10 protein-coding genes are annotated in these 14128 nt (G+C 66.3%); 3 read left to right on the top strand and 7 right to left on the bottom strand.

The features are described 5' to 3' along the window. Positions 1 to 248: 248 nt before the first annotated feature. From ASD34_RS12575 to ASD34_RS28165, 3 genes are all read left to right on the top strand, one after another. The gene (locus ASD34_RS12575) at positions 249 to 4997 is read left to right on the top strand and encodes a CapA family protein (protein WP_056577810.1); all 4749 of its coding nucleotides are present in this window, start codon (positions 249 to 251) and stop codon (positions 4995 to 4997) included. Then, positions 4985 to 5929: an alpha/beta hydrolase family protein gene (locus ASD34_RS12570; protein WP_082548621.1), complete on the top strand. Its 945-nt coding sequence runs from the start codon at positions 4985 to 4987 to the stop codon at positions 5927 to 5929. Before ASD34_RS12575 ends, ASD34_RS12570 begins: the two co-directional genes overlap by 13 nt. A 654-nt stretch (positions 5930 to 6583) precedes the next feature. Further along, complete coding sequence (locus ASD34_RS28165; RefSeq protein WP_235510046.1) at positions 6584 to 6886, top strand: hypothetical protein; 303 nt, start codon at positions 6584 to 6586, stop codon at positions 6884 to 6886. On the opposite strand, the gene ASD34_RS12565 is transcribed toward ASD34_RS28165, so the two are convergent. The 7 genes from ASD34_RS12565 to ASD34_RS12535 are packed head-to-tail and all read right to left on the bottom strand — an operon-like array spanning position 6849 to position 14113. Continuing rightward, complete coding sequence (locus ASD34_RS12565) at positions 6849 to 7568, bottom strand: EthD family reductase (RefSeq protein ID WP_056577806.1); 720 nt, start codon at positions 7566 to 7568, stop codon at positions 6849 to 6851. The genes ASD34_RS28165 and ASD34_RS12565 overlap by 38 nt on opposite strands. Continuing rightward, complete coding sequence (locus ASD34_RS12560) at positions 7565 to 8746, bottom strand: NADH:flavin oxidoreductase/NADH oxidase (RefSeq protein ID WP_056577804.1); 1182 nt, start codon at positions 8744 to 8746, stop codon at positions 7565 to 7567. Before ASD34_RS12560 ends, ASD34_RS12565 begins: the two co-directional genes overlap by 4 nt. A gap of 12 nt (positions 8747 to 8758) precedes the next feature. Then, entirely contained in the window at positions 8759 to 9682 is a 924-nt protein-coding gene (locus ASD34_RS12555; protein ID WP_235510045.1) for a DMT family transporter, read from the bottom strand. Position 9683: 1 nt separating this feature from the next. Then, positions 9684 to 10652, bottom strand: a complete 969-nt coding sequence (locus tag ASD34_RS12550) for an MBL fold metallo-hydrolase (protein WP_056577802.1) — start codon at positions 10650 to 10652, stop codon at positions 9684 to 9686. Between the two features lie 28 nt (positions 10653 to 10680). Continuing rightward, positions 10681 to 11391, bottom strand: coding sequence for an ABC transporter ATP-binding protein (locus ASD34_RS12545; RefSeq protein ID WP_056577800.1), 711 nt, complete (start codon positions 11389 to 11391; stop codon positions 10681 to 10683). Positions 11392 to 11411: 20 nt separating this feature from the next. Continuing rightward, complete coding sequence (locus ASD34_RS12540; protein ID WP_056577798.1) at positions 11412 to 13193, bottom strand: ABC transporter permease subunit; 1782 nt, start codon at positions 13191 to 13193, stop codon at positions 11412 to 11414. Continuing rightward, positions 13190 to 14113 (bottom strand): branched-chain amino acid ABC transporter permease, encoded by a 924-nt coding sequence (locus tag ASD34_RS12535; RefSeq protein WP_056577796.1) that lies wholly within the window; start codon positions 14111 to 14113, stop codon positions 13190 to 13192. The genes ASD34_RS12540 and ASD34_RS12535 overlap by 4 nt, the downstream gene beginning before the upstream one ends. Positions 14114 to 14128: the final 15 nt, after the last annotated feature.

The following is a 14128-nucleotide window of genomic DNA, read 5'->3' as shown; positions in this document are numbered from 1 at the left end:
CAATGCCTTTCTCCCCATTCCGTAACGCCTTTGTTGGGAGGATGGGGGCGAGTTTCAACAAAAATAGTACTTTTGCCTAAAGGCAAATTTTTACCCCGTTCCTAATTTTGTTGTGAGTCAGTTGCTGGTCAGCTATCTTCGAGGAACTGTTACCAAAGAAGAAGAGAGCGGACCGGATGAAACATGTCGACACTTCTGTCGCTTCAGGTGCATCCTTACCAGCGACTGCAAGGACAACGCCGGTTCCGGTGGAAGCGCTGCTGGAACACGTCAGGCCCGCACTGGAGAAGCTCTGGAGCGAGTGCGGAAAAAGTCGCAAGACGCATAAGGACGCATCGGCCTGCGTCCTCTTCTTCTCGATCACCAACGGACCCCAGCGCGCGCATGTGGTCACCGTCGAAGGAGAGGAACTCCAGGAAGCCTGGCTCGCGGGGGTCAAGCGGATCAAGGCTTGGGCCGCGAAACAGACGGAAGCCCCGATCTGGCTACGGGTGGACTTGGTGAACGAAGTTCAGGCCGTCACTTGGAACGACCTGAAGTCTTTACTCTCCACGGTCAAGCGCAACTATTTCCGTTCCGGAATTGCCTTTCAGGCGGATCTCTCCATCGCGATCCTCGAGCAGGAACTCAGTGCCAATGCGCTGCTGTATGACAACGCCTTCGAAGAAGCCGTTCCCAACGCCACCAACCTCAAGGCCTACGGCAAACGCCGCTTCGATCATGAGATGAAATGGCCGTCGGATCCAGCGCAACCCATGTGGCTCTTCGATACGCGCGCCGTGTTCAGTGACGGCGAGAGCGTGCACTTCATCGAACACCAGGGCCGGCAAAGCGGCTACCGCATGGTGCCGCGGTGGGACGGCGGCACGGTGCGCGAGGTGATCGACCGCAGCACCGACTATCTGGCACGACAGGTCAAAGCGAGCGGCGAATACCACTACGGCTGGTTCCCCTGTTTCGACCGTCCGATCCCAACTTACAACACGCTGCGCCACGCCAGCTCGACCTATGCGCTGCTGGAAGGATGGGAACTGACGCGACGTCCCCAGGATCGCGAGGCGATCGACCGGGCGTTGGCCTACCTGATCGACACGGCCATTCGAAACGTCACCTTGCCGGACGGCGATGCGGCCGCCTTCCTCATCGATACGGGCAACGAGATCAAGCTCGGCGGCAACGCGGTGTGCCTGCTGGCTTTCGTGAAGTACACGGAACTCACAGGCGACACCAGGCACCTGTCGCTGCTGCGACGATTGGCCCGCGGCATTCGCCACATGCAGGATGGCGCCACCGGCCGGTTCGTCCATGTGCTGGAGTATCCGAGCCTGCGGGTGACGCAGGAGAATCGGATCATCTACTACGAAGGGGAAGCGGCCTTTGGCCTGATGCGGCTGTATGGACTGACGAAGGATCCCCGCTATCTGCAAGCGGTGGAGAAGGCGTTCGACCACTTCATCGCAGCCAAGCACTGGCAGGCGCACGACCACTGGTTGAGCTACTGCGTCAACGAACTCACACTGTACAAGCCTGACGAACGCTATTTCCGATTCGGCCTGGACAACGTGCGCGATCATCTGAATTTCGTGCTCGAGCGCATCACCACCTTCCCCACGCTGCTGGAACTGATGATGGCGGCGCACAAGATGATCGTGCGATTGCAGGCGGATCCGGCCAACGCTCACCTGTTGAAGGACTTCAATCTCGACAAGTTCTACCGCGCGCTGGAGTACCGGGCCCGCTATCTGCTGGCGGGACATTTCTGGCCCGAACTCGCGATGTTCTTCGAGAACCCGTCGCGCATCGTGGGCAGCTTCTTCATCCGGCACCACAGCTATCGCGTTCGCATCGACGACGTCGAGCACTATCTTTCCGGCTACATCGCGTATCTGAAGTACCTCCAAGGCGCCCCTGCGCTTGAGCGCAAAGGGCCAGTCGTCCTCTGGGGCGGTGATGTCAACCTCGGGCGTCGCCAGCACTACATGGCCGCGCAGCTGGGCATGCACCGCGTGCTTGCGCCCGTACGCGCTATTGCGCGGGCCGATCTGAGCATCGTCAATCTCGAATGCGTGGTGGCCACCGGCGGACGCCGTGGCGTACCAAAGGGCGAAGGCGGGCCTTACTACCTACGTGCACGACCCGAGATGCTCGAAGTGCTGACGGCCGCGGGAGTCGACCTGGTCACCACAGCCAACAATCACGCCGGCGACTACGGCCCCGAAGCGCTGCGGGAGCATCTGCAATGGCTTGACCGTGTGGGGCTGGCGCAAACGGGCAGCGGCATCGACCTGGAAGCCGCGCTGGCGCCGGCCATCCTGCCTGCGGGCTCTTACAACGTCGCTGTCTTCTCCATCGACGCGACGCAGCCGCGCTTCGCCGCGCGCGCGGACGCGGCCGGCAGCGCGCATCTTTCGCTCGACGACACCGCGCCATGGATGGACTGCCTCGCGCCCCGAATTGCGAAAGCCCGCGAACAGGCCCATGTGGTGTTTGTCGCCGTGCATTGGGGCGTGAACCATTCGACACAACCGAGCGCGAACCAATCAGCCGTAGGCCGCGCGATCATCGATGCCGGCGCAGACGCTGTGCTCGGCGCGTCCGCGCACGTGCTGAATGGCATTGAACTCCACAATGGCCGCCCCATCATTCACGACGCTGGGGACCTGCTGTTCGACGCACGACGCAAGGACGGTGGTGATGGCGGTGTGTTCGAACTTGAGATCGGCGCGAACGGCGTCGAGCGCGTGGTGTTTGTCCCGGTCGCGGTGGGTTTCGGCCAGAGTATCCAGCGGCACGGTCCGTCCGCGAAGGCGGCCGCCGAGCGCTATATCGCACGCTGCGCAGCGCTCGGCGCGCATCTGCAGTGCCGCGCCGACGGCAGCGCGTCCATCGATTTGGCCCCGGCGGCGCGCAAAACCGCGGAACGTGCCCTCGCGTCGCCGGTGCGCTACGACCTGCGCGCCTTGCACATGCTGCGCCCTGTACCACCCGATGCGGTGTGCAGTGCAGTGCCGCAAGCCGCACTTTTGTCGACGCCGCTGCGCCTCGGCCCCCTGACCTTGCTTGGCGTGCAGGCCCAGCCGCAGGACCCCATCACTCGTCGTCGCAGCATTTGGGTAGAGACCTTCTGGACATGCGAACAGTCGGTTCCGCGCGATCACCGCATCGACGTACGCGCAATCCCCATCGGCGCCTCGGCCATGCCGGCCTGGGGACTGGGCATGGACCATGATCCCTGCGACTGGCAAGTGCCCACGTCGAACTGGCAGCCAGGCGTGATCTACCGCGACTACTGTCCTCTGCGACCACCCGAACTGAAGGATCTCGTCAACGGCAGGATGCAGCTCGAGGTCGCTCTGGTTCTGCAGCGCCAACGTAAGAATGTGCAGCCGCTCGATATCTTCTTCGACCTGGCCATTCCTGGCAGAGACGCGCCGCCGGAGATCGAGGCATCGACGGCCCCAGATGCACCGCCGGAATACCGCACCGAGTTCGATGCCGCACTGCTGGCCTACGCCGACGGGCAAACCTGGAACGCCGCGCAGCTCGCGGGAATCACCGGCGGAACATGGATCGTGGAACCATCGCCGCAGTGGTCGGTTCGCTCCGTAGTCTCGGGCGCCAAGCACATTGCGATGCGCGCATCGCCCGCGCTCTATGTTGCGCACGACACCCTGGACAGAACCCGCCACGAGCAAAGCAGTGCGAAGGAGCAGACCAACGTCGACCGCCACCGGCAATTGCCCAAGTTGGTATCAAGCCTCGCCGGCGCCATCGTGAGCAAACCTGTCAAGGACGTCCCGACGGGCTTTCCGATGCTGCAGGTGAAGGATCCGATCCGGGCGATCATGGAGATTGGGCTGGCCGCCCGCGCGCGCTACACCGGCGATGTCATTGCCATTACCGGCACGGTGGGCAAGTCGAGCACGCTCGGGCTGCTGACGCAGGCGCTCGGCGGCCCGGAACGCGTGCTCAGCAGCGTGGACAACTACAACTCGCGGGTCGGTGCGCCCTCGACGCTGGCAAGCCTGTCTCCGGCACACGAGGCCGCCGTGGTCGAGGTGGCGCAAAGCGCCCTGTGGATGAAACGTGGCCCCATCACCCGGCTCCTGAAGCCCACCATCGCACTGGTCACCGCCATCGGCTTCTCGCAGACCAACTCCATGGTCAAGTCCATTCAGGACGTGGTGCGCTGGAAGTCACGCGTGTTCGACGGGTTGACAGGCCAGGCCACGGCGGTGGTCGGCGAACACCTGCCGCATTTCGAGCAGGTGCTGCAGGAGGCACGCAAGCACGCCAAGCGTTGCATTGTCTTTGGACGCAGCACGTCCGCCGATATCCGTCTGCGCAGCATGCGCGGCAACGCGCATGGCTCATGGGTCGAGATCGACACGCCGGACGACACCGTCGGTTTCTACGTGCCGCTGCCTGGCGATGGCATGGTGAACAACGCGCTGTCCGTGGCCGCGGTGCTGCATGCCATGGGCCGAGATCTTGAGTCGGGCATGGCCCGCATTGCGAGCTTCGAGTCGGAGGAAGGTCGTCTGCAATGGCACACGCTGACCTGGGATGGAATCCGCACCGAGGTGCTCGATGACAGTTGGAACGCGGAGGTCGAATCGATGCGCAACGCGTTCTCGGTGCTCGCACTGGACCGGCGCAAGCGCAACGGCCGCAAGGTGGCTGTGCTGGGACGCATCGTGCATCTCGGCGACATGGCTCGCCCATTGCACGAAAGCCTCGCCGATCCGTTGGTCGCATCCGGCGCGGAGTTGGTTCTGACGCACGGCGAGGAAATGCAGTACCTGCGCGCGGTCATGCCCTCTGCGTTGCTGGGGCCGCACTTCGCATCGGCCGACGACCTTGCCTCCTATCTGCGGCGAGAATTGCGAGACGGCGACACCGTGCTGCTTAAGGGGTCGCGCAGAAACTCCGATTTCGGCGAGACCTTTTCCAAATTGCGCGCTTTGTCCAGCACTCCTTCCGCATGGACCCAATAGGGCCTGGCGCGGTGCGGTTGCTTCGGCGCTGGCTCGGCGCCGGTGCGCTGTGTATCGCGGCTTCGGCTGCCCATGGCTTTCTGGCGATGGATGCGCCTCTGCCCTGGGGACAGCCTGCCGACCGACAGACATGCCCCGATGAAGACAGCTACCTTTGGCTGCCATTGGCGTCCGGCGCTGCTTGCCTGCGGTACTTCGGCGCGACCGATCTGCGCAGCGCGCCGACGCTGATCGTCTACATGAGGGGTGACCGCGATCAATCGCTGACCGTCCCATGGGCGAAGATCGAGAACAACACGCGGCAGGCTCAGGACGCGCGGGCCGCGCTGCTGTCGCGCCGTGCCGGCGTGCCAGTCGTGATACTGGCGCGACCCGGCACATATGGTTCATCAGGCGACCATCGGCAACGGCGCCGCATGGCCGAGGAATTCGCGCCGATCGACGCCGGGCTCGATGTCCTCAAGCGGCGGTATGGCGTCAAGCATTTCGTGCTCTGGGGCCACAGCGGCGGCGCGACGGCGGCCGCGGCGATGCTGACGCTCGGCCGCACGGACATTCGTTGTGCGGTCATGACGTCGTCGACATTCGCCTATCTCGAACGCTGGCGGATGCGACGCGGCGAAGACCGCGAGGGGCCATCGACGCCGAAGGAAATTCGATTGGCCGCCGCCATGTACGACCCGCTGACACACGTTAAAGACATCGTGCCGGACAGCAAGCGCACGGTCTACTTGCTCGGCGACCCACGCGACACCGTGACACCTTTCGAGTTTCAGGCGCGATTCGCCGATGCCCTGCAGCGCGCCGGGCACAACGTTGTGCTCCGTGAAGAAAGCGGCATTCCACCCGGTTTTCACGATCTGCGCGGCGATGTGGGATTGTTACAGGCCAGCAAATGCGCCGATCAGCGATCGGAAACGCGAACGAACTGAATGTTGAGGAAGTTCCACCCAGCTCTAGCGATCACAAGATCGCGGGATCTGCAGTGCCGCACCAGATATCAAAGCCCCTCGCGTGCCAGCATGGTGGCCGGCTACCGAGCAAAGCACAGTTTTCCGTGGCTGACTAACCGGTTGGGGTATCGGGAACGACCTGTCACTGGAAACAGCGCAAGGCTGATCGCCAGCCCGATTGTGGGTCTGCTGCACACTAAAGATAGTCGCCTCTCAGGGCCCGCGCGGCGAGACGGCGCTCATGGGAGCACCTTGAGCTTCTGCAGTCTCTCAACCTTTCGGCGGCGTTGGGTGTATAGGCCAGAAAAGCATCCCTGATCTGCTGGTCCTCCTGAAAGTCATCCAACGCGTGATTCGCCGCACCGGTGTGAGCGATCCGGAACTCGACGCCTTTCTCGCGATTCCGTTGCGCCTTCCTGCTTTTATCGGCAAGCGGTAGAACTTATTTGTAGCTCAGGGCGGGCAAAGCAGCTACGGCCAGGTGGCGTCTTCCTCCAGGGAGGCGTACGCCCCCGCCTCGCGCGGTGACACGCCTTCCCGCGACGGCCCGACGGCGCGGCGGACTACTTTCGGCTGCACCACGTCACGGCATGCTGCCCCTCACAGCAAGACACAGACAGCAGGGGGAAAGCGATGAACAAGACCCAGGCCCTGGCGGCCATGGTGGAAGTGGCTCGGATCGGGCGCGGCATGACGCCGGCCGATGCACTCACGCACTTGGGCGAGTTGATCGCGCAAGAGTCACCGGACGATCCGGCGCATGACGCGAAGGTCGAACAGCTGCTGCGCCTCGGCGCCTGCATCTGGTCATTGCGGCGTGGGCTGTTCCTGCCCGAGCCGTCCGGGCGCAGCAACGCGTCGGACGCGCTGCCGCTGCACTACCGGCCGGGGGCCGTGCTCACACCACCCGAAACTCCTCCACCACAAAGGCCGTGATCTCGGCCAGGAAGGTCCTGGCGTGCGCCATCGTGCGCTGGCCTTCGGGTGAAGCAAACGCGGCGTTCAGCGTGTCGGTGTTCTCGAACCACAGCTCCACGATGCCGTCGATCGGCAACTCGGCGTAGCCGCAGGGCGTGCCCTTTTCGAATTCGCGCGCGACCACGACGTTCTGGCGGTAGCCGGCCACGCCGGGCATGCGGCGCACATGGTCGGCGTGCACCTTCCATTCGCGCCGGAAGTCTTCTGCCGACTGCGCGGCCGGGCGGCGCAGGGTCGAGATGCGCTTGAGCATCACCGGCCCCGCAGACGATGCAGGCGATGGCGGCGCGACAACCTCAGTCTGTTCGACCGTCACGATGTGCAGCCCACCCAGAAAGTGCTGCTCGTCGGCACGAATCTCTGCAGCCAGTTCGCCGATGTTGAAAGCCGCATCGGCCTGCGCCGCGGCGTCGAACTGCAGCTGCGAGAAACCATCGAAATCCCACGGTCCGCGCGCGAAGTCGATGCCGCGCTGCAGGCGATCGGTCACGCGGTTCTGTCGGTAGGCGCGCAGCGTGGGCAGGCGTGCAACGAGCGGGCCGTGGCGTTCGCGCCAGTGGCGGTTGAAGGCCTCGTCGGTCCAGCCGGGCTGCTTGCGGATGAGGCCCATGCGCAGGGTCGTGGTGGTCGGTTCGGTCATCGGTCGGTCTCCTTGTTGGATGGCATCTCTGCTTCGGCGCGCGCACGCGCCAGGCCAGGCGCGCGCTTGGCGAGCCACACGCCGTGGCGCACGGGCCAGCGCTGGTACTGCGGGTCGGCGCCGAGCGCAGCGGCTGCGTGGTGCGGCCAGTAGGGGTCGAACAAAGCTTCACGGCCGAGTGCGACGAGGTCGGCCTGCCCCGCAGCGAGCACGGCCTCGGCCTGCTGGGCGTCGACGATCATTCCGACGGCCTGCGTGACCACGCCGGCCTCCCGCCGGATGCGTTCCGAGAAGGGCACCTGGAAGCCCAGGCCGCGCGGCACGGGCAGCGCACGCGTCTCTTCGGTGAGACCGCCCGACGAGCAGTCGATCACGTCGACGCCGCAACGCTTCAGTTCGCGCGCGAGCACCACCGAGTCGTCGAGGTTCCAGCCGTCGAGCGTGCCGTCCACGGCCGAGAGGCGGCAGAACAGCGGCTTGCCGGCGGGCCATGCGGCACGCACGCGCTGCGCGATTTCCAGTGCGAGCGCCATGCGGTTCTCGCGGCTGCCGCCGAGCGCGTCGTCGCGGTGGTTGGCGTTGGGCGACAGGAAACTCGCCACCAGATAGCCGTGGCCGAAGTGCAGCTCGACCACATCGAAGCCGGCCTGATCGGCGCGCACGGTCGCGTCGACAAAACGTTGCACAACCTCGGCCATGTCCGCCGCGTCGAGTGCGCGCGGCGCCGACCAGCCGGGGCCGGCTGCGAGCGCACTCGGGCCCAGGCGCTCCCACGGCTCGTCGTCGGCGGCCATGCGTGCCGGGTCGATCGCTGCCCCGCCCTCCCACAGCGGCTCGCTGCCGGCCTTGCGGCCCGCGTGCGCGAGCTGCACGCCGATGGCGCTGCCCTGCGCGTGGACGAAATCGACCACGGCCTTCAGTGGCGCGATCTGGCTGTCGTTCCACAGGCCGAGGTCGGCGGTACCGATGCGCCCGCGCGGATCGACGGCGGTGCTCTCGGTAAGGATCAGGCCGGCGCCGCCGAGCGCGAACTTGCCCAGGTGCACCAGGTGCCACGGCGTGGCATGGCCGTGCTCGGCGGCGTGCTGGCACATGGGCGAGATGACGACGCGGTTGGCGAGCGTCAGCTCGCGCAGCTGCAAAGGCTGGAACAGCAGGGGAAGAGATGAATCAGGCATGTGCGCAAAAAATCAGGGGGCCGGTGCGGCCACGGGCCGCGTGCCAAGCCAGGTGCCGGTCATCACCGCGGCAAAGCCGAACAAGTGCCACCACGTGAGCACTTCGCCCAAGAGCAGCGCCGCGAACAGCACGCCGAACACCGGCACCCAGTAGAGAAAGACGGCCGTGCGCGCCACGCCGATGACGGAGATCGCACGGTTCCAGATGAGGTTGCCCGCGGCGGTGGCCGCGATGCCCGAGAACAGCACCAGCGCCCACGGCCACGCGCCGGGAAACAGCTGCGCCGTGCCCAGCCGCGACGGCCCGAGCACGGTGTGCACCACGAGCATGAGCGTGCCGATGAGGTAGATGACCCAGCTGATCGACAGCGGATCGATCTGCCGCGCCAGCCGCTGCACGCCCACGCCGCCGATCGCGAAGCTCACCACCGACAGCGCCAGCATCAGGTCGCCGATGCCGGCGCTCGACAAACCCGCGCCGGGGTGGCTCAGCACCACCGCCGCCACGCCCGCGAAGCCCAGCGCCACCCCCACCATGCGGCGCGGCGTGAAGCGCTCGCCGAAGACCAGCGCAGCCATCAGCGCCGACACCAGCGGGCTCAGAGCCATGATGAGTGCGCCGTTGGTGGCGGTGGAGCGCAGCAGCCCCTGCGCGAACAGGATCTGGTTGCCGTAGACCATGAGGAAGGCGCAGCCCGCCATCACCGCGAGCTGCCGCGCCGTGAGCCGGGGCACGCCGCCGCGCCGCCACAGCACGATGGCGCTGAGCGCGCAGCACGCCACGCCCATGCGCAGCGCCGAAAGCGGCAGCGTCTCGAAGGACGTGGTGAGCGCCTTCACGACCGACACGTTCACGCCCCACACCAGCATCGCGAGCAGCATCCAGCCCTGCACGGACGCGGGCGTGGCGCCGTGCGTGGGCGCGGGGTGGATCACGCTAGCTTTCGAGCGCGTTCCACATTTCGATGTCGCGCTCTGCGGTCCAGATGCGCGGGTGCACGTGGCCGGTGGCCTCGTCGTAGGCACGGGTCACGTCGAAAGGCATGCAGTGGTCGAAGATGACCCAGTGGCCGTAGGTCGGGCGCAGCGCGGCCACGGTTTCCTCGTAGATCACGTTGAGCGACTTGCCCTCGGCCACGCCGTTGTTCACCAGCGTGTAGACGTCGCAGATGAAGGCGCGCGTGGAGGCGATGGCCTTGCGCACGTCGGCGGCGTTTTCCAGCGCGGCGCCGCGGCCAGGCACCAGCTTCTCGAAGCCAAAGCCGGCCAGGCGGTCGAGCGTGGTGGGCCAGTCGCGGAAGTAGCAGTCGCCGGCGTAAGCGGTGCTCTGGTATTCGACGAGGTCGCCCGCGAAGCAGATCTTCTGGTCTTCGAGGTAGGCGATGGTGTCGCCCTTGGTGTGGCCGCGGCCGACCTGCGCGATCTTCACTTCGAGCTTCTTGCCGAGCCACACGCTCATCGTGCCGTCGAAGGTCATGGTGGGCCAGGTGAGGCCGGCCGGCACCGACTCGACGTTGCGGAACAGGCGCGGGAAGCGGCCGATTTCGCTGGCCTTGTCCTGCTCGCCGCGCTCGACGATCAGGTCGTAGGTGTCGCGGCTGGCAATGATCTGCTCGGCGCCTTCCTTGAAGTACGCCGACGCGCCCAGCACGCGCACCGCGTGGTAGTGGCTCAGCAGCACGTACTTGATGGGCAGCGGCGTGACTTCGCGGATGCGGCGGATCACGTCCTGCGCCATGGCGGGCGTGGCCTGGGTGTCGACCACCATCACGGCCTCGTCGCCGATGAAGACGCCGGTGTTGGGGTCGCCCTCGGCGGTGTAGGCGTAGGCGTTCTCCGAGAGGCGGGTGAACGAGACCTTCTTTTCTTCGAGGTCGGCCTGGCTGGCGAATTTCTTGGTGGTCATGGGGGTTCCTTTGATGTGAGCGATGAAATCAATGCGTGCCGAGGTACGCGGACTTCACCTTGGGGTTGTCGAGCAGCTCGCGGCCGGAGCCTTCGAGCGTGATGCAGCCGGTTTCGAGCACGTAGGCACGGTCGGCCACGCCCAGCGCCTGCTTGGCCATCTGTTCCACCAGCAGGATCGTGAGACCCGAGCTGCGCAGCTGGCGGATGGCATCGAAGATGTCCTTGATGATGAGCGGCGCCAGGCCCAGTGAGGGCTCGTCGAGCAGCAGCAGGCGCGGCTCGCTCATGAGCGCGCGGGCAATCGCGAGCATCTGCTGCTCGCCGCCCGACAGCGTGCCGGACAGCTGATGTTCGCGTTCCTTCAGGCGCGGAAAGCGCGCGAACTCGCGTTCGATGGCGCGCTCCACGAAAGCCTTGTCGCTGCGGCGCGAGTAGGCGCCCAGCATCAGGTTCTCGCGCACGGTCTGGTCGGGGAACACGCCGCGCCCTTCGGGCGACAGCGCCACGCCCAGGCCCACGCGCTGGTGCGCGGGCACGTGCGTGCAGTCCTTGCCGTCGACGAACACACGGCCTGCGGCCACGGGCTCCAGTCCGACGATGCTCTTGAGCAGCGTGCTCTTGCCGGCGCCGTTGGCGCCGATGATGGTGACGACCTCGCCCGCGCGCACTTCCAGGCTCACGCCCTTGACGGCCTCGATGGCGCCGTACGAGACCTTCACCGATTCGATTTTCAACATGATGGTTTCGGTCCTCTGGCTCAGGCAGGCACGGCGGCCATGTCTTCTTCGTCGTCCACGCCCAGGTAGGCCTCGACCACGCGCGGGTTCGACTGCACCTCGGCGGGCTTGCCTTCGGCGATCTTCACGCCGTAGTCGAGAACGATCACGTGGTCGGAGATCGACATCACCAGGTCCATGTGGTGCTCCACCATCAGGATCGAGACGCCGCACTTGCCGATGCGCACCAGCAGTTCGCCGAGCTCGGCGGTTTCCTGCGGGTTGAGGCCGGCGGCGGGCTCGTCGAGCAGCAGCAGCTGCGGCTCGGTGGCCAGCGCGCGCGCCAGTTCCACGCGGCGCTGCAGGCCGTAGGGCAGGCTGCCCGCGGGCCAGTGCGCCAGGTGGCCCAGGCCCACGAGGTCGAGCAGCTGCAGCGCGCGGTCGCGCGTGGCGCGCTCCTGCTTGCCGGCCGTGGGCCAGGCCACGAGCGACGACAGGAAGCCGTTGCTCATGCGGCTGTGCCGCCCCAGCATCACGTTGTCGAGCACCGACAGATCGGCAAACAGGCGCAGGTTCTGGAAGGTGCGGCCCATGCCCAGGCAGCAGATGGTGTGCGCGGGCTGGCCCACGATGTTGCGGCCCAGGAAGCGGATCACGCCCGCGTCGGGTTCGACCACGCCGGTGAGCATGTTGATCATGGTGCTCTTGCCGGCGCCGTTCGGTCCGATGAGCGCATGGATGTGGCCGCGCTGCAGGCGGAACGACACGTCCTGCGCCGGCTTCACGCCGCCGTACGACTTGGTCACGCCCTGCACCACCAGCAGCTCGCCGTCGCCGCCGGGACCGATCTGCCCCGGCATGCCGTTGCCGGCCGCCCCTTCGCCGCGGTGGCGCGACTTCAGGAACCACTTGTTGAACAGGCCCACCACGCCGCCCGGCATCACGTACAGCGCGAACAGCAGCAGGAAGCCGTACAGGAAGTGCTGCGCCGAAGGCCAGCGTGCGAGCAGCGCGTCGGTCGCCGTGAGCAGCACCGCGCCCACGATGGGGCCGTACATCGAGCCCGCGCCGCCGAACAGCACCAGCAGCAGGATGAAGATCGACAGGTGGAAGGTGATGAAGTCGGAGTTGATGTACTGGTTCTGCTGCGCCACGAGCGCGCCCGCGATGCCGCAGGTGACGGCCGCGACCACGAAGGCCATGACCTTGGCGCGGTACACGCGCACGCCCACCGACGACGAGGCGATCTCGTCCGCCTGCAGCGACAGCAGCGCACGGCCGAAGCGGCCCTGCAGCAGGTTGCGCAGCAGCAGGTGCAGCGCGGCGCTGAGCACGATGCCCAGGATCACCCATTGCACGCTGCTCAGCGGCTGGCCGTTCCAGGTCAGCGGGCGGATGCCGTAGATGCCCTGCGCGCCGCCGAACACGTCGGTCCACTCCCCCACGAGCTTCTCGACCACGATGCCGAAGGCCAGCGTGACCATCGCAAGGTACGGGCCCTTCACGCGCAGCGAGGGCAGCGCGATGAGCACGCCGCACACGCCGGAGACAACCGCCGCGATCACCAGCGCGAGCCACGGATTCAGCTCGGTGCGCGAGGTGATGAGCGCGACCGCGTAGGCACCGGCCGCGAACAGGCCGGCCTGGCCCAGCGATTTCTGGCCTGCGTAGCCGACCAGCACGTTCATGCCGGCCGCGCACAGGTAGTAGACGCACATCATGAAAGCGATGCGCAGGTAGTAGTCGTTGCCGGACAGCGAGACCAGGCCGCACAGCACGGCCGCCACCAACACCACGGCGGCGGGATGGACGAGGCGCTTCATACCTTCTCCACCGTCGAGCGGCCGAACAAGCCCGTGGGCCGGAAGGCCAGCACCAGGATCACGAGTGCGAACACCGCGACCTCGCGCCACTGCGCCTGCCACAGGTTCACCATCGACTCGAGCACGCCCAGCAGGAAGCCGCCGATGACGCAGCCGCGCGGGTTGCTCAGCCCGCCGATCATGGCGCCCGAGAAGCCCTTGAGCCCCACGGTCAGCCCCATGAAGAGCGAGGCCTGCGCGATGGGCGCGAGCAGAAAACCCGACAGCCCCGCCAGCGCCGAGCTGACGACGAAGGCGCCGATCATCATGGCGTTGGTGTTGATGCCCATGAGGCTGGCCACGTTGCCGTTCTGCGCCACGGCGCGCATGGCCTTGCCGATCATGGTGCGGTTCATCACGCGGTCGAAGCCGATCATCACGACCACGGCCACACCGAGCGTGAGCAATTCCTGCGGGCGCACGCCCACGCCGAACATGCGGATCACGGTGTCGCCCACGGGCGCGGGCACCACCACGGGCTTCGGGCCCCAGATGGCCAGGCCCACGCTCTGCAGGATCACGCCGAAGCCCAGCGTGCTCATGACCCAGGCCATGCCCGGGCGGCCCGCGAAGGGACGCACACCGAGTACATAGAGCAGCCAGCCCAGGAAGCCCATCACGCCGAGCGCGGCGAGCAACGCAAAGAGCTGCGCACCCGCGCCCGGCACCGCGTCGCCGAAGGTGGTGGAACTGAGCGGCTTGCCCAGCACGAGGAACAGCGCGCTCATGCCGATGAACGCGCCGGCCGAGACGAACTCGCCGTGCGAGAAGTTCAGCGTCTTGGTCGTCGTGAACGTGATGCTGAATCCCAGCGCCACCAGCGCATAGGCACCGCCGACGGCGAGCCCGCTGATGAGCGCCTGCAGGAGCGCTTCAACCATGGTGTGTATCTCCGT

The sequence above is a fragment of the Variovorax sp. Root473 genome (assembly GCF_001426505.1).
Classification (GTDB): Bacteria; Pseudomonadota; Gammaproteobacteria; order Burkholderiales; family Burkholderiaceae_C; genus Variovorax.
This window is presented reverse-complemented; position numbering and strand designations above follow the sequence as displayed.

Excerpts from the sequence above, each read along its gene's own strand:
- ASD34_RS12570 (WP_082548621.1), top strand. The coding sequence starts at position 4,985 with ATGGACCCAATAGGGCCTGGCGCGGTGCGGTTGCTTCGGCGCTGGCTC.
- ASD34_RS12540 (WP_056577798.1), bottom strand. The coding sequence starts at position 13,193 with ATGAAGCGCCTCGTCCATCCCGCCGCCGTGGTGTTGGTGGCGGCCGTG.
- ASD34_RS12565 (WP_056577806.1), bottom strand. The coding sequence starts at position 7,568 with ATGACCGAACCGACCACCACGACCCTGCGCATGGGCCTCATCCGCAAG.
- ASD34_RS28165 (WP_235510046.1), top strand. The coding sequence starts at position 6,584 with ATGAACAAGACCCAGGCCCTGGCGGCCATGGTGGAAGTGGCTCGGATC.
- ASD34_RS12560 (WP_056577804.1), bottom strand. The coding sequence starts at position 8,746 with ATGCCTGATTCATCTCTTCCCCTGCTGTTCCAGCCTTTGCAGCTGCGC.
- ASD34_RS12545 (WP_056577800.1), bottom strand. The coding sequence starts at position 11,391 with ATGTTGAAAATCGAATCGGTGAAGGTCTCGTACGGCGCCATCGAGGCC.
- ASD34_RS12535 (WP_056577796.1), bottom strand. The coding sequence starts at position 14,113 with ATGGTTGAAGCGCTCCTGCAGGCGCTCATCAGCGGGCTCGCCGTCGGC.
- ASD34_RS12550 (WP_056577802.1), bottom strand. The coding sequence starts at position 10,652 with ATGACCACCAAGAAATTCGCCAGCCAGGCCGACCTCGAAGAAAAGAAG.